A 16943-nucleotide genomic window follows, 5' to 3' on the forward strand; every position below is an offset into this window, starting at 1 on the left:
CCGTCGGGGAGAGGTGGCCCGCGCGGCGGGTCGGTGAGGGGCGACGACGCTGCCGGTGGGCGTAGACCCCTCACCCCATCCCTCTCCCCCGGGGGGAGAGGGGGTAACACCCGCGCCGACGGATGCCTCTCATGAATTTCGGCCTCGCCTTCGATCCGCTGATCCCGCTGCCCTGGCTCATCGCCGCCGCCGTTCTGGCCGGCGCTGTGGCGCTGCTCGTCATCGTCGCGCGCACCCGTGGCTCGCTGCTGCGGGCGCTGGCGATCGCGCTCGCCGTGCTGGCGATCGCCAACCCCTCGCTGACGCGGGAGGAGCGCGAGCCGCTCTCTACCGTGGTGGCGGTCGTCGTCGACCAGAGCGCCAGCCAGGATTTCGGCGACCGTAACCAGATGACGCAGGCGGCGCGCGCCGAGTTGGAGGCCCGCCTCGCCCGGCTGAAGGAACAGGGCGCCGAGATCCGCTTCATCGACGCCGGCGGCGGCGCCGGCGAGGTGGACGGCACCCGCCTGTTCACGGCGCTGTCCGCCGGCCTCGCAGACGTGCCGCCCGAACGGGTGGCCGGCGCCATCTTCCTCACCGACGGGCGGGTCCACGACATCCCCGCCACCATCGCCGCGCTCGGCTTCCACGCCCCGGTGCATGCCATCATCTCCGGCCAGGAAGGCGAGCGCGACCGCCGCGTGGCGCTCACCTCGACACCGCGCTTCGGCATCGTCGGCCAGAACCAGACCATCGGCTACCGGGTCGAGGATGAGGGCGCCCCGGCCGGCGCCCGCGTTTCCGTCACCGTGCGCCGCGACGGCGAGGTGGTGGCGCGCCCCATCGTCACCGCCGGCCAGCCGGCCGAAATCGAGGTCGAGATCACCCATGCCGGCGCCAACATCATCGAAATCGAGGCCGCCGGGCTTGAGGGCGAGTTGACAGCCGTCAACAACCGCGCCGCCGTCTCCATTGACGGGGTGCGCGACAAGCTGCGGGTGCTGCTGGTTTCCGGCGAGCCGCATGTGGGCGAGCGCACCTGGCGCAACCTGCTGAAATCCGACGCCAATGTCGATCTCGTCCACTTCACCATCCTGCGCCCGCCGGAAAAGCAGGACGGCACGCCGATCAATGAGCTCTCGCTGATCGCCTTCCCCACGCGCGAGCTTTTCCAGCAGAAGATCAAGGATTTCGACCTGATCATCTTCGACCGCTACGCCCAGCAGGGCGTGCTGCCGATGATCTATTTCGACAATATCGTGCGCTATGTGGAAGAGGGCGGCGCGCTGCTGGTCGCCGCCGGCACCGATTATGTCTCCGACGGTTCGGTCTATTACACCCCGCTCGATTCCATCCTGCCGGCCGGCCCCACCGGGCAGATGACGCAGACGCCCTACCGCGCCCAGCTCACCGAGGCCGGCCAGCGCCATCCCGTCACCCGCGCCTTGCCGGGCTCGGAAAGCGACCCGCCGGCCTGGTCGCGCTTCTTCCGCCTCGTCGATACCGACGGCGCGCGCGGCACCAGCGTGATGGACGGGCCGAACGGCAAGCCCGTTGTGCTGCTCGACCGCGTCGGCGAGGGCCGCGTGGCGCTGCTGCTGTCGGATCATTTCTGGCTGTGGGCGCGCGGCTATGAGGGCGGCGGGCCGCATATCGACCTGCTGCGCCGGCTCTCGCACTGGCTGATGAAGGAGCCGGATCTGGAGGAGGAGCGCCTGCGCATGGTCGCCCAGGGCGGCGACCTCATGGTCGAGCGCCAGACCATGGGCGACAGCGCCCCGCCGGTGACCATCACCACCCCCACCGGCACCACAAGGCAGGTCACGCTGGAACCCGCCGCCCCCGGCCTGTTCCGTGTCACCTTCCCTGCCGACCGGCTGGGCCTCTGGCGCGCCACCGACGGCACCCATACCGCGCTGGTCAATGTCGGCCCGCTCAACCCGCGCGAATTCGCCGAGGTGACGTCGACCACCCAGGCACTGCGCCCGACCCTCGAGGCGACGGGCGGCGGCGTCTGGCGCATGGCGGATCTGGCGGGCTTTGTCCCGCGCGTCGTCGCCGTGCGCTCGGGCGAGCGCTTCGCCGGCGAGGACTGGATGGGCGTCGCGATGCGGGAGGTGTCCGTGGTGCGCGGGCTCGGCCTGTTCCCGCTCTTCGCCGGCCTGTCCGGCCTGTTGATCCTGCTCGCGGGCGTCGCCGCCGCCTGGGCACGCGAGGGGCGGTAAGCGCCTGCCGGGGGGGCGCGCGGCCGGGGGTAAATCGTCCCTCTCCCGGCCTTGTGACCTCCGCCCGCGCCTGGACGCTCTAGTTTCTCGGCTACGCGCCGCGTTCGCGCGCCGCGCCTTCCCGAGACATGGAGCCCAAACTGGTGAAGTCCGTCCGCCTCTGCCTGTCCGCCGCCCTCGTCGGCCTGAGCACCCTAGCCCTCGCCGACACGCACCCGACCTATGGCCCGCAGTTGGAGGGTTTCGCCTATCCCCATGAGGTCAAGCGCTTCGACCTCTCGTCGCAGGGCAAGGCGCTGAGCATGGCCTATATGGACGTGGCACCGACAGGCGACGCGAACGGGCGCACCGTGGTGCTGCTGCACGGCAAGAATTTTTGCGGCGCCACCTGGGAAGGCACCATCGAGGCGCTGACCGGCGCCGGCTACCGGGTGGTTGCGCCCGACCAGATCGGCTTCTGTGCCTCGACGAAGCCCGAGGGCTACCAGTTCAGCCTGAACCAGCTCGCCGACAACACCAACAAGCTGCTCGCCGCGCTCGGCATCGAGAAGGCGACGATCATGGGCCATTCCATGGGCGGCATGCTGGCGGCCCGCTACGCGCTTTCCTTCCCCGGGGCGACGGAAAAGCTGGTGATGGTCAACCCGATTGGGCTGGAGGACTGGCGGGCCAAGGGCGTGCCCTACGCCACCATCGACCAGCTCTATCAGGGCGAGTTGAAAACCAGCTTCGACAGCATCAAGAACTACCAGCTGAAATTCTACTACAACGGTGAGTGGAAGCCGGATTATGACCGCTGGGTCGCCATGTCCGCCGGGCTCGCCGGCGGGCCGGGCAAGGAGATCGTCGCCTGGAACCAGGCGCAGACCTCGGACATGATCTACACCCAGCCGGTGGTCCACGAGTTCGGCAACATAGCCGTGCCGACCCTGCTGTTCATCGGCACCAACGACAAGACCGCACCCGGCGCCAACCGGGCCCCGAAGGAGGTCTCGCAGTCGCTCGGCAATTATGCGGAACTGGGCAAGCAGACCGCCAAGGCCATTCCCGGCGCCCGGTTGGTCGAATTCGACGGGCTCGGCCACTCGCCGCAGGTCGAGGCGCCGGAGGAATTCCACAAGGCGCTGCTCGGCGCGTTGTAAGGGGCTGGCCGGGGCGCCGGGCGCCGGCCATGCTCGCGCTCCCTACGAATCGGAGCGCGCCCATGACCAGCTTTCGTGGCTTCATCGCCGCCAGTCTCGACGGCTACATCGCCGACCGCGAGGGCGGACTGGACTGGCTTACCCCGTTCGACGACGTGGATTCCGGCTATGGGGCCTTCATTGCCGACATCGGCACGGTCGTGCTCGGGCGGGCGACCTTCGAGACCGTGGCCGCCATGCCGGGCGACTGGCTCTACGCCGGCAAGCGCGCCGTCGTCGTTACCTCCCGCCCCCTCGCCGACGCCCCGGCCGGGGTCGAGGCGTGGCACGGCGGCGTGCCCGCCCTGATCGCCCATCTCAGGGACATGCCGAACGAAATCGTCTGGGTCGTCGGTGGAGGCGGCCTGCAGTCCGCCTTTATCGCCGCCGGGGCGCTGGACAGGCTGGACCTGTTCGTCATCCCGGTGCTGCTGGGCGGTGGCGTCCCGCTGTTTCCGCCCGAGGCGACGCCGGCCCGGCGGCTGGCGCTGGTCGAGACGGAAAGCTATGCCAACGGCATGGTGCGGCTGCGCTACGCGCTTTCCTGAAGCGGCGCGCGGGTGAAATCCTTGCGCACGGGCCCGCGCACCGCGTCCATCGGTGTCGCGTCGAGCGCGCACACCAGCACGCGGGCCGGGTCCACCGGGCCGGGAAGGCTCACCTGCCCGCGCGGCACGCGGTGGAAGCCCATCCGGCCATAATAGGGCTCGTCGCCCACCAGCAGCACCAGCCGCGCCGCGCCCTCATGCGCCAGCGCCGCCTTCGCGGCTTCCAGCGCGCGCTCCACCAGCCGCCGGCCGATGCCGTGCGAGCGGAAGGGCGGCTCCACCGTGAGCGGACCGAGCAGCAGGGCCGGCAGGGCACCGATAACAATCGGCGTCAGCCGCACCGAGCCGACCAGCATGGTGCCGATGAAGGCGGTGAAGGACAGATCCCGCCGGTGCGGGTTGTTCTCGCGCAGCCGGAAGGCGGTACGGGCATAGCGCCCGGGGCCGAAGGTGCGGGCGATCAGCCGCTCGATGGCGACATCGTCGGCGGGCATCTCGGTCAGCAGGGAAATGGACAGCTCGGTCATCGGGGCTCTCGGCGCTCAGGGTCGGCAGGCCGCCGCACCGAGCCACCGCGCATCACGGCTCTCAGCGGACAGCAACGGGCAGGCACGCGCGCACGCTGGCGCGGCGGGCTCGCTCATGTCGTCGTCGCTGGGCCGGCAACCGGAACATCGGGCTTTCCTCGATCGGACGCGCCCGATAGCACGGACGGCGCGCGAGGTCGAGCGTTGCCGGGCGATCGCCGGATGGAATAGCCTCACCGCCATCATGCCCGCGCCCGACATCCGCCCCCTCGCCCCGGACCCTTCCACCATCGACACGCTCGCCAACCTGCTCATCGAGACGGTGGCGGCGGGTGGCTCGGTCGGCTTCATGCACCCGGTGGCGCCGGCGAAGGCCCGCGCCTTCGCCCGCACCGCGCTGGAGGCGGCGGCAAGGGGCGAGCGCATCGTGCTCGGCGCCTTCATCGAGGGCGCTCTCGCCAGCACGGTGACGCTGCTTCTCGCCCTGCCGGAGAACCAGCCGCACCGTGCCGAGATCGCCAAGATGATGACCCGCCCGGCCTTTCGTGGAAGGGGCCTTGCCCGCGCGCTGCTCGTGGAGGCGGAGCGGCTGGCGGTGGCGCAGGGGCGCACGCTGCTGGTGCTCGACACGGCACAGGAGGACGGCGCCGCCGGCCTGTACGAGAAGCAGGGCTTCGTGCGCGCCGGCGCCATCCCCGATTTCGCGCTGAAGCCACAGGGCGGCCTGACCGCGACGCTGCTCTATTTCAAGCGGCTCGGCGACGCCGAGAGCTAAGCGTGGGGCAATGGGATGCGGGGCTTGGGCTGCGGGGCTTGGGCCGATGCCTTTCCACGGCATTTGCGCAAGACCGCCCTGCCCTTGCCGCACGCGATGACGGCTGGCCAGTGCGCTGTATCGCCCTAGACTTAGCGTCAAACAGGAGAAGCACATGGGACTGCTGGTCGAGGGCAAGTGGGTCGACAAATGGTACGATACCAAGAGCACGGGCGGACGCTTCGAGCGCACCGTCACGCGCTTCCGCAACTGGATCACGGCTGACGGCGCGCCCGGACCTTCCGGCGAGGGCGGCTTCCCGGCGGAAGCGGGGCGCTATCACCTCTATGTCTCGCTCGCCTGCCCCTGGGCGCACCGCACGCTGATCATGCGCGCGCTGAAGGGGCTGGAGGACGTCATCTCCGTCTCGGTGGTCGATCCGTTCATGGGCGAGGAAGGCTGGGTCTTCGCCGACCACGCCGCCCGCGCCAGCGAGGGCGCCACGACCGATGGCGTACTCGGCAAGCAGCGGCTCTACGAGGTCTATCTCGCCGCCGATCCCGCCTTTTCCGGCCGCGTCACCGTGCCGGTGCTGTGGGACAAGACGCGCGGCACCATCGTCAGCAACGAGTCGGCGGAGATCATCCGCATGCTCAACACCGCCTTCGAGGCCTTCACGAAGGACCGGCACGATTTTTACCCGCCGGCCCTGCGCGAGGAGATCGACACGCTGAACGCGCGCGTCTACGACGCGGTGAACAACGGCGTCTACAAAGCCGGCTTCGCCACCACGCAGGACGCCTATGAGGAGGCGGTCGCCGCGCTGTTCACCGAGCTGGACGCGCTGGAGGCCCGGCTGGAGGGGCGCGACTGGCTGATGGGCGAGGCGCTCACCGAGGCCGATATCCGCCTGTTCACCACGCTGATCCGCTTCGACCCGGTCTATGTCGGCCACTTCAAGTGCAACGTCCGCCGGATTTTCGACTACCCGAACCTCTCGCGCTACGTGAAGGCGTTCTTCGCCCTGCCGGGAGTGAAGGAGACGGTGAACCTCACCCACATCAAGCGGCACTATTACGAGAGCCACAAGACCATCAACCCGACCGGCATCGTGCCGGTGGGGCCGGAGGTGTGGTGGGGGTGAGGGGCGTCCGATTCGGCTGATCCCACCGCGGAAATTCGATTGCGCGGTGGGAACGGGTGCCTATATTTCCTTTAGAGGCATTGACCAAATCGGGCATGACCATGTCGACGAAATCCCAGCACGTCGCGCCGCGTGGCGGCAAATGGATCGTCCGGACAACGGGCGCCGGTCGCGCCAGTGCGACCTTCGCTACCCAGCAGGAAGCCGTCGCACGCGCGCGCTCGATAGCCAAGGAGCGCGGCACCGAGCTTTACATTCACGGCACCGACGGCCGCATCCGCGAGCGGACGTCGTATGGCAAGGACCCCTTCCCGCCCAAAGGGTGATATTTGCCTGAATTCGCGCGAAGCGTTTTCATCAACTGCCCGTTCGACGAAGAATTCGAGCCAATTCTTCAGGCGATGCTTTTCTGCATTACGTATCTAGGCTTCACGCCCCGCATCTCCACGGAAAGCGGAGATTCGGGCGCGGTTCGCCTCGACAAGATCAGAAAGCTGATTGAAGAATCTAAATACTCCATCCACGATCTCAGTCGAATTGAGGCGCGGCGCCGGGGCGAGCATTTCCGGCTCAACATGCCCTTTGAACTTGGCCTTGATTATGGCTGCCGGCAATTCTCCGGTGGCGAGCATCGCTCCAAGAGAATTCTCATCCTCGAAGAAAAGCCCTATCGCTACCAGGCGGCCATTTCGGACCTCGCGGGATGCGACATCCAATCCCACGCAGGACATTTCGGCACCGCCGTCCGCAAGGTACGCAACTGGCTGGTGAGCGATGCCGACATCCGCGCCGACGGTGCCACGCGCATACTCGCCGCCTATGAGGACTTCCAGACTTGGTACTACGAGCAGCAGCTCGCTGCCGGATTCTCGGAGCGGGATATCAGGGATTACCCGACCGCCGAATTGCTGGTGGCGATGAAGCGGTGGGTCAACCTGCAACGGGCGCCCTAGCCCCCTCATCTCCCGTCGAACCACGCCTTCCATTGCGGCACGGCGGTGGCGAAGGTGCCGGGGCGGGTGGTCTTGCCGGTGGAGATCGCCTCCACCGCCGGGTTTCCCGCACTGATGGCGCGCCGGTAGCTCTGCGCGAGCTGGCCGGGAGCGATGCGGTGTAATGACCGCCGACGCCCCCTCAGCCGGCCAACGCGACGCTCTCGCTCATGGCGGCGATCTCCGCCTGCGTGCGCTTGCGGAAACGCACCAGCGTGTACATGCCGAGCGCCACGTCGCGCTTGATCGGCAGGTCGACGCTGCCGTTCTGCACTGCCCAATTGTGCAGGCGGGCAAACTGGAATTCCGGGCGCCAGCCCAGCTTGCGGGCGCGGCGGGCGAACCAGCGCTCGAATACCGCGCGCGGCCCGTCTTCGGCGCCGAGATGGTTGACCAGGATGATCTCGCCGCCCGGCTTCAGCACGCGGGCCATCTCGTCCAGCGTCTCCTCGGGGTGGGGCACGACGGTGATGACGAACTGCGCCATCACCACGTCAAACGAATTGTCGGCGAAACCCATATGGGCGCCGTCCATCAGGCACAGGCCCTCGACATGGGTGAGCGCCTCCTTCTCCACCCGCTCGCGCGCCTTGCGCAGCATGGGCTCGGAGATATCGACACCGACCAGCCGGTCGCTGCGCTTGTAGTTGGGCAGGGCGACGCCGGTGCCGACGCCGAATTCAAGGATACGCCCGCCGATCCGCTCCGCCGCCCGCAGCGCCGCCTTGCGGCCCGGCTCGAACACCGCGCCGAACACGACGTCATAGATCGGCGCCCAGCGGGCATAGGCCTCCTCGACGGTGGCGCGGTCGAGATCGGTGGTCATGCGGGTCCCCCTTGAACAGCCCCGGGCGCAGGCCCGCGTCTTTCCTTAACGTCGGCTCACGCCGAACGTGCCATCATCTCCAATTTAGGTGTCAAGGAGGTGAACGGCGCCGCCGGCCGGCGGATCACCCCGCCACCGAGCATGCGCGTGCCGGCCTCGCCATCGGCATAGAACACGCAGGCCTGCCCCGGCGCCACGCCCTCCTCGATGCCCTGCAGCCGCACCTCCACCCCGCCGCCCTCGGCGCGGGCGAGATAGCCGGGCACCGGCGCGCGGGCCGAGCGCACCTTCACATAGAGTTCGCGCTCGCGGGCAGCCGCCGCCTCAAGGGTTTCCTCGCCGAGCCAGTTCACCTCGTCGATGCGGATGGCGGAGACGCCGAGCGCCGCGCGCGGGCCGACGACCACCCTGCGCTGCGCCGCATCGATGCCGACGACATAGAGCGGCTCGGCGGCGGCGATGCCCAGGCCCTTGCGCTGGCCGATGGTGAAGCGCATCACCCCGGCGTGCCGGCCCAGCACCCGCCCGTCGAGATGCACGATATCGCCCGGCTCGGCGGCTTCCGGGCGCAGTTTCTCGACAATGGCGGTGTAGTGGCCATTGGGCACGAAGCAGATGTCCTGGCTGTCCGGCTTGTCGGCCACCTTCAGCCCGAAGCCCTCCGCCAGCGCCCGCACTTCCGGCTTGGTGGTCTCGCCGAGCGGGAAGCGCAGCATGTCGATCTGCGCCTGCGTGGTGGCGTAGAGGAAATAGCTCTGGTCGCGGCTCTCGTCGAGCGGACGGAACAACCCGCGCCGGCCGCCTTCCAGCGCGCGGCTGGCGACATAATGGCCGGTGGCGAGGATATCCGCGCCGAGGTCGCGGGCCGTCTCCAGCAGGTCGCGGAATTTTACCGTGCGGTTGCAGTCGACGCAGGGAATGGGCGTCTCGCCCGCCGCATAGGCATCGGCGAAGCGCTCGATCACCGCGTGGCGGAAGCGGCTTTCATAGTCGAGCACGTAATGGGGAATGCCGAGCTTCTCGGCCACGGTGCGCGCGTCATAAATGTCCTGCCCGGCGCAGCAGGCGCCGGGGCGGTGGTGCATCGCCTCGCCATGGTCGTAGAGCTGCAGCGTCACCCCCACCACGTCGAAGCCCGCCTGCGCATAGAGCGCGGCGACGACCGAGGAATCCACGCCGCCCGACATCGCGACCACGACGCGCGTCTGGCTGGGGGGGCGGGCAGTGTCGTCGAGACGGATCATGGCGGTGGCTTGCGAAACGGCGTGAGGACAGGCGCGGCGAGAAAAAACGGTGCGGTGCGTCGCTCTATATAGGGCACCCGGGCGATTTCATGAACCCTGCCCGGCGTCGGTCGCGGCGTGTGGTAACACTTTCCTCCCGCCCACGGGCCGGCTGCGCTGCCGTTGCGGCACTAAAAGTAAACAAACCCCTTCGCAAATATTAACGAAGCAGCAAGCACTTAGCGCTCGCAGATTGGTGATTCGCTTAGGAGAATATTTAAATCTCCCCCGCTATGCTTTGGGCATTGGTCGTGTGTATTGAGTGAGTGAAACATGGCAGAACCCTATCGCCCGAGGGTGAAGTATGTAATCGGGCCGGACGGAAGTCCGCTGACCATTGCAGATCTGCCCCCGCCAAACACCCGGCGCTGGGTCATCCGCCGCAAGGCGGAAGTGGTTGCCGCCGTTCGTGGCGGGCTCCTCAGCCTTGAGGAAGCCTGCAGCCGTTATACATTGACGACAGAGGAATTTCTTTCCTGGCAGGCGTCCATTGAGCGCCACGGCCTCGCCGGCCTGCGCACCACGCGCATCCAGCAGTACCGGCAGTAACGGGGCGACGGCGTCCGACATTTCCGGCCGCCGCCGCCCGAAGACCTCTCAGCGCCAGCCCCGGCTTCCATATCGCGGCGTCAGCGCTCCAGCGCCTTGAGATAGTCGCGCCCCGTCACCGTGAACGGTGCGTCGCGGCCGGGATACATGTGTTCGCTCACCTGCTTTGACGACATGCGCCGGCGGTCCAAAGAAAAGATGTCCGCCAACCGCGCTTCTATCTCGAGCTTCCTTATGTACCCGCGAAGAGGCGGCGGTGTTTCAACCCGATCCATTGCCCAATGGTCAAAATTAATCTCAAAAAATTCGTCGACAGTGATCGAGACGTATGGATAAAGGATCAAATTGACAAGTCGAACTTCGATCCGGTCGATATCATCAATCGCTCGAATGAACTGCGATGGCCGTGAACATGCGTTGAGACCGTGAAGCTCCAGCATGAGATTGGGGGCGACTCGGCGCGTTTTCTTTCGTAGCCGCCGCGGATTGTTAATCACCAGATACTCGACGTAGGGCGCCGCGTCCTCTGGCTGGGCGAAGTTGATTTCAAGATTGCCGTAAATCCAGTAGGGCTGCTGCGTTGCATGCGGCGGCCGTTCACCGATCGCCTTGATCGGCTCTCCCAGCAGGGCGACGATTTCCTCCATCGTTGCACCGGGCCGGACGGGCCCGAGGCAGCCGGTGTTGAGGAAATCGGGGAGCGACGCGCGGATCATGGCTTAAGATAGCCCGCGCAGCCGGGTGGGAAACCCTCCCCCCTCACAGCCCCCGCAGAAACGCCGCCAGCCGTTCGCCGGCGGCGTCGATGCCATCCACGTTGAGGATGCGCAAATCCGGCGGGCCGTCCAGCGCCGGCTCGCGCTTCAGCCGGGCGAGCACCTCATCCGCGCTCTCGCGGCCGCGGGCGGCGATGCGGGCCGCCAGCACCTCGGTCGGCGCGGTCACATGCACCAGCTTCACCCGGGCAAAGCGCGCCCGCGCTTCCGCCACTGCCGCACGGGAGCCGTTGGCGACGACGGTGCGGCCGGCAGCGATGTCCTGCGCCACTTCCTCGCCCAGCGCGTAGCTCAGGCCGTTGGCCTGCCAGTGCAGCGGGAAACGGCCCTGCGCCACGCCCTCGGTGAAATCTCGCTCGTCCACCGCGATATGATCCTCGGTGGCGTCGGTGGGGCGGGTGATGCGGCGGCGGGCGAAGCGGATGTCGTCCCGCCCCTCCAGCCGCGCGCGGGCATAGGCGAGCAGCGTGTCCTTGCCGGCGCCGGAGGGGCCCACCACCAGCACCAGCAGGCCGGGGCCGAGCTTTTCGTCCACGCCCGCCGCCCGCGTCGCCCTCAATTCCTCGCTCACGAAACCCGCTCCCCGTGGCGCCACACCGCCCGCGCCACCGGGCCGGCCCCGGCATCCGACACCCGGATGAAATCGGCCCGCAGCCCCGGCGCCAGCCGGCCGCGATCGGTGAGTCCCGCCGCCGCCGCCGGGTTGGCGCTCACCATCGCCACCGCCTGCGGCAGGGTGATGGCGTCGATCCGCGCCGGCAGGTCGAACACCGCCAGCAGGAGGCTGCCGGGCACGTAGTCGGAGGAAAGAATATCGAGCACGCCGCGCCGCGCCAGGCTCTCGGCGGCGACATTGCCGGTGTGCGAGCCGCCGCGCACGATGTTCGGCGCCCCCATCAGCACGCGGATGCCCGCAACGTGCGAGCCCTCCGCCGCCCCTTCGGTGGTGGGGAACTCGGCAATCGCCACCCCGTCCGCGATGGCGTCGGCGACATGGGCGTCGGTGGCGTCGTCATGGCTGGCGAGTACGATGCCCTGCCCCCGCGCCATCGCCACCAGCCGCGCCCGGTTGGGGCGGGAATGGAGGGCGTGCGCTTCCTGCCGGTCGGCGACGATGATGTCGAGATCGGCATCGCTCATGCCGCTCTTCTTCTTGTAGTAGCTACGGAACTGCGCCTCGGTCATGAACTGGCGCTGCCCCGGCGTGTGGTCCATCAGCGAGATCAGCCGCACCCCGGCGCTCTCCATCAGCGCCTGGGTCTCTTCCACCACGCCATCGGCCGTCACCTCGCAGCGCAGATGCACGAAATGCTCGGCCCTCAGCACACCGGCCGCGCCTGCCTCGCGCACGGTGCGGGCGAGCAGCGGCGCGTCGCCGTCCATGCCCACCGCGCGCTTGTCCGGCCAGACGCGGAGTGAATCGAACACGGTGGTGATGCCGGAAGCGGCGATCTGCGCGTCATAGGCGGTCACCGCCGCGAAGGCGTTCCAGGTGACGCGCGGGCGCGGGTAGAGGTGGCTCTCGACATGGTCGGTGTGCAGCTCGACAAAGCCGGGCAGCACATAGTCCCCGCCCATGTCCTGCGCCCCGCGCGGTGCCGCGCCGGTGCCGATCTCGGTGATCAGCCCGTCGCGCACCACGAGATGGCCCTCGATCACCACCTCATCCAGCACCAGTCGTGCATTGGCGTAGACGGTCTCGTTCATCATTGCCTCACGCCGCCACCCGGGCGAAATCGGTGACGTCGATCACCCGGTCGCAGGCGGCCTCGCGCACCTCGGCATCGTGGAAAATGCCGAGAATGGCGACGCCAGCCCGCTTCTTCTCGGCGATCAGTTCCACCACCACGGAGCGGTTGGCCGCGTCCAGCGAGGCGGTCGGCTCGTCCATCAAGAGCAGCGGACGGTGGGCGATGAGGCCGCGGGCGATGTTCACCCGCTGCTGCTCACCGCCCGAGAAGGTGGCGGGCGGCAGGCTCCACAGCCGTTCCGGCAGGTTCAGCCGGGCAAGCAGCGCGCCGGCCCGCGCCGTTGCTTCCTCGACGGGCACGCCGTCATGCACCAGCGGCTCGGCCACCACGTCGCGGGCGCCGACACGCGGGATCACGCGCAAAAACTGGCTGACATAGCCCATGGTGGTGTCGCGCAGCCTTATCAGCCGGCGCGGCGCGGCGCTGGCGACATCCACCACCTCGTCGCCGTCGCGCACCCGTATGGCGCCGGCATCGACGCGGTAATTGCCGTAGACCATTTTTAGCAGCGAGCTCTTGCCGGCGCCCGAAGGCCCGCCCAGCGCCACGCATTCGCCGGCGAAAAGCTGGAAGCCGGCGCCATTCACCACCGGCAGCCGCGCGCCTTCGCGCAGGTGCAGGATGAAGGTCTTGGCGACGCCGGAGACATCGAGGATGGGGGTGTTCATGGGTAGCTCTTCCAGCAAATCGGAAGCGACAAGAGGGTTTCGTGCGCGGCCGTGTCCCGGTCCAGCGACGGCGCAGCCGGAGCGCCGCGCCGGGACCCAGCGAAAAACACCTGCGTAGCGGGCCAATGCCGCCTTGGCGGCGTAACGCAGCCCCGTGCAACAGCACGGGAGGCTGGGCCCCGGCTCGCGCTACGCACCGGCTGCGCCGGCGCTACGCTTGGCCGGGGAACGGGATGGGGGTTCATCGTCTGCCTCACGCCGCCAGAACCGAGGACACGAGCAGCTGCGTGTAGGGCTCGCGCGGGTCGTCCAGCACCTGGTCGGTGATGCCGGTCTCGATCACCCGCCCGTGCCGCATCACCACCATGCGGTGCGAAAGCAGCCGGGCTACGGCGAGGTCATGGGTGACGATGATGACCGCCAGCCCCAGCTCCGCCACCAGCCCGCGAATGAGGTCGAGCAGCCGCGCCTGCACCGAGACGTCGAGCCCGCCGGTCGGTTCATCCATGAAGACGAGGCGCGGGCGCGTGACGAGGTTGCGGGCGATCTGCAGGCGCTGGCGCATGCCGCCGGAAAAGGCGCGCGGGTCGTCGTCGATGCGGTCGCCGGCGATTTCCACCTTGGCCAGCCAGTCCAGCGCCTCATGGCGGATATTGCCATAATGGCGCCCGCCGACCGCCATCAGCCGCTCGCCGACATTGCCGCCGGCGGAGACCGCCATGCGCAGCCCGTCCGCCGGGTTCTGCCGCACGAAGCCCCAGTCGGTGCGCACCAGCAGGCGCTTCTCGGCTGCGCCGAGGGTGGAGAGGTCTTTGAGCCGCCCGTCGCGCAGGCGATAGGAGACGCGGCCCGCGCTCGGCTCAAGCTCGGTGGAGAGCAGGCCGAGCAGGGTCGACTTGCCCGAGCCGCTCTCGCCCACCACCGCCAGCACCTCGCCGGGATAGACCTCCAGCGCCACGTCGCGGCAGCCGATGCGGGCGCCGTAATTCTTCGACAGCCCTTCGGCAATCAGCAGGGGATGTTCGGTCATGGCTGGTCTCCCCCCTGGATCGTCATCCCGGACAGCATGGCACGCGACAATCCGGGACCGTCGCCCGAAAATGGCGCGCCATCGTCGCGCGATACGGGCTCTGCGCTCCGCACCGGCCGGGATGACGGGGGCTCCCCCGCCATTTCGCCGCGATGGCCCGCCGCCTGCCTTCCGTTGCAGTAATCGGTGTCCGAGCACACGAACATCCGCCCGCCCTTGTCGTCGAGGATCACCTCGTCGAGATAGACCCCGGTCGCCGCGCACAGCGCGCAGGGCTTGGCGAAGCGCTGCACCGTGAACGGGTGGTCCTCGAAATCCAGCGAGCGCACCTTCGTATAGGGCGGGATGGCGTAGATGCGCTTCTCGCGCCCGGCCCCGAACAGCTGCAGCGCCGGGCAGTCGTCGAGCTTGGGGTTGTCGAATTTCGGGATCGGCGAGGGGTCCATCACATAGCGCCCCGCCACTTCCACCGGGTAGGCATAGGTGGTGGCGATGTGCCCGTGGCGGGCGATGTCCTCGTAGAGCTTCACATGCATGAGGCCGTATTCGGCCAGCGCGTGAAGCTGGCGCGTCTCGGTCTCGCGCGGCTCCAGAAAGCGCAGCGGCTCGGGGATCGGCACCTGGTAGACGAGGATCTGGTTCTCGGACAGCGGCGTCTCGGGCACGCGGTGGCGGGTCTGGATGATGGTCGCCTCCACCGCCGAGGTGGTGGTGGCGACCCGTGCCGTCTTCTCGAAGAAGCCGCGAATGGCCACCGCATTGGTGGTGTCGTCGGCGCCCTGATCGATGACCTTGAGCACATCCTGCGGCCCGAGCACCGCGGCCGTCACCTGCACGCCACCCGTGCCCCAGCCATAGGGCATCGGCATTTCGCGCGCGGCGAACGGCACCTGATAGCCGGGCACGGCGATCGCCTTGAGAATGGCGCGGCGGATCATCCTTTTGGTCTGCTCGTCGAGATAGGCGAAATTGTAGGTGATCTCGGGCATGGTCCCGACACTGTGGGCGTTCATTCCGCCGCTTCCTTCATCTGCGCCGCATGTTCGGCCCGCATGCGCCGCACGAGGTCCAGTTCGGCCTGGAAGTCGACGTAATGCGGCAGCTTCAGGTGCTCGACGAAGCCGGTCGCCTGCACGTTGTCGCAATGGGAGAGCACGAATTCCTCGTCCTGCGCCGGGGCGCCGCGTTCCTCGCCGAGTTCCTCCCAGCGCAGCGCCCGCTCCACCAGCGCCATGGACAGCGCCTTGCGCTCGCACTGGCCGAAGACGAGGCCATAGCCGCGGGTGAACTGCGGCGCCGTGGTCGCCGAGCCCTTGAACTGGTTGACGCTCTGGCACTCCGTCACCTGAACGGTGCCGAGCGAGAGTTCGAAGCCGAGTTCCGGGGCGTCGAAGATCACCTCGACATCGCCGAAGCGGATTTCGCCGACAAAGGGGTGCGAGCGCCCATAGCCGCGCTGGGTGGAATAGCCGAGCGCCAGCAGATAGCCCTCATCGCCGCGCGCCAGCGTCTGCAGCCGGGTCGAGCGGTCGACGGGGAACGACACCGGGGCGCGGGTGATGTCGAAGGGCTCGGCGCCGTCATCGTCCGGCGCGCCCTCGATCAGCCCCTCCTGCCCCAGCAGGTCGGTGACGCGCGGCATGGAAACCGGGGCAGGAGCGTCATCCACCCGCGTGGCCTGATCGTTCCCCTCGCGCGCCTCGTCGGCCAGCCCGAGCGAGGTATCGAGAAGCCGGTGGGTATAGTCGAAGGTCGGCCCCAGCAACTGGCCGCCCGGCAGATCCTTGTAGGTGGCGGAGACCCGCCGGCGCACCAGCATTTCGGCCGTGTCCAGCGCCTTCGCATAGCCGAAGCGCGGCAAGGTGGTGCGGAAGGCGCGGATGAGGAAGATCGCCTCGATCAGGTCGCCGCGCGCCTGCTTCACCGCCAGCGCCGCCAGCTCGACATCGTAGAGCGAGCCTTCCGCCATCACCCGGTCCACCGCCAGCGTGAGTTGCTCGGCGATCTGGTCGAGCGTGATCGAGGGCAGGTTCGTGTTGCCGCGCCGGCGCTTGGCGAGAAGCGCGTGGGCGTTGCGGATGGCCTTCTCGCCACCCTTGGCCGCCACATACATCGCTCAACCCTCCTTCACGGTGACGGAACGCGGCAGGCCGGCGACACCGCCCGGCCCGGCCAACAGAAGATCGACCCCGAGCGGGAAGAGAGCGCGGTTTTCCGCCAGGCGGGCGACGATATCCGCCGGTAGCGGCGTGGCGCCGAACGCCGCGCGCCCTTTGATGCCCGGCCCTTCCAGCACCAGCCCGCCGGTGAAGGCTTCCACCTGCACGATCAGCGTGGCGGAGGCGTCGGGATATTCCGGCGAGCCCTGCGCGAAATCGGAAAAGTCCGGCATGTCGGCGGGTTCGGCGATCAGCGCGAAACGCGCCTCGCGTGCATCCGTGACAATCGGCGCGCCGGTGTGGAAGCGCAGGAAATCGCCCACCTCAGGCACGCGGGCCAGCGCCGCATCGAGCCAGAGCGGCGTCTCGTAGTCGCACAAGGCCAGCACCAGCGCGGCCGCTTCCGGATTGAGCGGGGCCGGCGGGGTGAGCGCGGTGATGATCGGCTCGACGCGCCCGGGCCGCGCCAGCGCCCACATGGCGGTGCGGAAGGCGGCCTGCGAATCGAACACCGGATCGTCGAAGCCGTTCGCAAGAAGTGTGGCAGGCAT

19 protein-coding genes and 1 pseudogene are annotated in these 16943 nt (G+C 68.4%); 8 read left to right on the forward strand and 12 right to left on the reverse strand.

All coding sequences use genetic code 11. The features are described 5' to 3' along the window. Positions 1-131: 131 nt before the first annotated feature. From EV667_RS14685 to EV667_RS14695, 3 genes are all read left to right on the forward strand, one after another. Positions 132-2204 carry a hypothetical protein gene (locus EV667_RS14685; RefSeq protein WP_131836047.1) on the forward strand — a complete coding sequence of 691 codons (2073 nt, stop codon included), beginning with the start codon at positions 132-134 and terminating at the stop codon, positions 2202-2204. A 143-nt stretch (positions 2205-2347) separates the two neighbouring features. After that, positions 2348-3346 carry an alpha/beta fold hydrolase gene (locus tag EV667_RS14690; RefSeq protein ID WP_131836048.1) on the forward strand — a complete coding sequence of 333 codons (999 nt, stop codon included), beginning with the start codon at positions 2348-2350 and terminating at the stop codon, positions 3344-3346. 62 nt (positions 3347-3408) lie between these two features. Next, complete coding sequence (locus EV667_RS14695) at positions 3409-3933, forward strand: dihydrofolate reductase family protein (RefSeq protein ID WP_131836049.1); 525 nt, start codon at positions 3409-3411, stop codon at positions 3931-3933. Here the strand turns inward: EV667_RS14695 and EV667_RS14700 are convergent. After that, the gene (locus EV667_RS14700; protein ID WP_131836050.1) at positions 3918-4460 is read right to left on the reverse strand and encodes a GNAT family N-acetyltransferase; all 543 of its coding nucleotides are present in this window, start codon (positions 4458-4460) and stop codon (positions 3918-3920) included. The two genes, EV667_RS14695 and EV667_RS14700, sit on opposite strands and share 16 nt — an antisense overlap. Before the next feature lie 244 nt (positions 4461-4704). On the opposite strand from EV667_RS14700, the gene EV667_RS14705 reads away from it, so the two are divergent. From EV667_RS14705 to EV667_RS22920, 4 genes are all read left to right on the forward strand, one after another. Beyond that, positions 4705-5235, forward strand: a complete 531-nt coding sequence (locus EV667_RS14705; RefSeq protein ID WP_131836051.1) for a GNAT family N-acetyltransferase — start codon at positions 4705-4707, stop codon at positions 5233-5235. Between the two features lie 154 nt (positions 5236-5389). Continuing rightward, positions 5390-6358 carry a glutathione S-transferase family protein gene (locus EV667_RS14710; RefSeq protein WP_131836052.1) on the forward strand — a complete coding sequence of 323 codons (969 nt, stop codon included), beginning with the start codon at positions 5390-5392 and terminating at the stop codon, positions 6356-6358. Between the two features lie 95 nt (positions 6359-6453). After that, entirely contained in the window at positions 6454-6684 is a 231-nt protein-coding gene (locus EV667_RS14715) for a DUF2188 domain-containing protein (protein WP_245516155.1), read from the forward strand. A 3-nt stretch (positions 6685-6687) separates the two neighbouring features. Then, on the forward strand, positions 6688-7311 hold the full coding sequence (locus EV667_RS22920) for a hypothetical protein (RefSeq protein ID WP_131836053.1): 624 nt from the start codon (positions 6688-6690) through the stop codon (positions 7309-7311). Between the two features lie 5 nt (positions 7312-7316). Here the strand turns inward: EV667_RS22920 and EV667_RS14725 are convergent. From EV667_RS14725 to mnmA, 3 genes and pseudogenes are all read right to left on the reverse strand, one after another. Continuing rightward, positions 7317-7457: pseudogene (locus EV667_RS14725) on the reverse strand (alpha/beta hydrolase); the annotation flags it as partial. 35 nt (positions 7458-7492) lie between these two features. Continuing rightward, on the reverse strand, positions 7493-8176 hold the full coding sequence (locus EV667_RS14730) for a class I SAM-dependent methyltransferase (protein ID WP_131836054.1): 684 nt from the start codon (positions 8174-8176) through the stop codon (positions 7493-7495). Between the two features lie 56 nt (positions 8177-8232). Beyond that, the gene (gene mnmA, locus EV667_RS14735; protein WP_131836055.1) at positions 8233-9420 is read right to left on the reverse strand and encodes a tRNA 2-thiouridine(34) synthase MnmA; all 1188 of its coding nucleotides are present in this window, start codon (positions 9418-9420) and stop codon (positions 8233-8235) included. Positions 9421-9732: 312 nt separating this feature from the next. Between mnmA and sciP the strand changes: the two genes are divergently transcribed. Beyond that, entirely contained in the window at positions 9733-10008 is a 276-nt protein-coding gene (gene sciP / locus EV667_RS14740) for a CtrA inhibitor SciP (protein ID WP_131836056.1), read from the forward strand. A gap of 80 nt (positions 10009-10088) precedes the next feature. Here the strand turns inward: sciP and EV667_RS14745 are convergent, their stop codons facing one another. The 8 genes from EV667_RS14745 to phnH all read right to left on the reverse strand — a co-directional run bounded on the left by EV667_RS14745 (position 10089) and on the right by phnH (position 16943). Next, the gene (locus EV667_RS14745; RefSeq protein ID WP_131836057.1) at positions 10089-10724 is read right to left on the reverse strand and encodes a hypothetical protein; all 636 of its coding nucleotides are present in this window, start codon (positions 10722-10724) and stop codon (positions 10089-10091) included. Positions 10725-10767: 43 nt separating this feature from the next. After that, positions 10768-11355, reverse strand: a complete 588-nt coding sequence (gene phnN / locus EV667_RS14750) for a phosphonate metabolism protein/1,5-bisphosphokinase (PRPP-forming) PhnN (RefSeq protein WP_131836058.1) — start codon at positions 11353-11355, stop codon at positions 10768-10770. Beyond that, positions 11352-12491 carry an alpha-D-ribose 1-methylphosphonate 5-triphosphate diphosphatase gene (locus EV667_RS14755; RefSeq protein WP_131836059.1) on the reverse strand — a complete coding sequence of 380 codons (1140 nt, stop codon included), beginning with the start codon at positions 12489-12491 and terminating at the stop codon, positions 11352-11354. The genes phnN and EV667_RS14755 overlap by 4 nt, the downstream gene beginning before the upstream one ends. A gap of 7 nt (positions 12492-12498) precedes the next feature. After that, positions 12499-13203, reverse strand: coding sequence for a phosphonate C-P lyase system protein PhnL (gene phnL / locus EV667_RS14760; RefSeq protein WP_131836060.1), 705 nt, complete (start codon positions 13201-13203; stop codon positions 12499-12501). A 253-nt stretch (positions 13204-13456) separates the two neighbouring features. Next, the gene (phnK, locus tag EV667_RS14765) at positions 13457-14233 is read right to left on the reverse strand and encodes a phosphonate C-P lyase system protein PhnK (protein ID WP_131836061.1); all 777 of its coding nucleotides are present in this window, start codon (positions 14231-14233) and stop codon (positions 13457-13459) included. After that, a complete protein-coding gene (locus EV667_RS14770) occupies positions 14230-15246 on the reverse strand; it encodes an alpha-D-ribose 1-methylphosphonate 5-phosphate C-P-lyase PhnJ (protein ID WP_245516156.1) in 1017 nt (338 codons plus the stop codon). Before EV667_RS14770 ends, phnK begins: the two co-directional genes overlap by 4 nt. Further along, positions 15243-16346: a carbon-phosphorus lyase complex subunit gene (locus tag EV667_RS14775; RefSeq protein ID WP_131836062.1), complete on the reverse strand. Its 1104-nt coding sequence runs from the start codon at positions 16344-16346 to the stop codon at positions 15243-15245. Before EV667_RS14775 ends, EV667_RS14770 begins: the two co-directional genes overlap by 4 nt. 3 nt (positions 16347-16349) lie before the next feature. Then, positions 16350-16943 carry a phosphonate C-P lyase system protein PhnH gene (phnH, locus tag EV667_RS14780; protein WP_131836063.1) on the reverse strand — a complete coding sequence of 198 codons (594 nt, stop codon included), beginning with the start codon at positions 16941-16943 and terminating at the stop codon, positions 16350-16352.

This window comes from Ancylobacter aquaticus (assembly GCF_004339465.1).
Classification (GTDB): domain Bacteria; phylum Pseudomonadota; class Alphaproteobacteria; order Rhizobiales; family Xanthobacteraceae; genus Ancylobacter; species Ancylobacter aquaticus.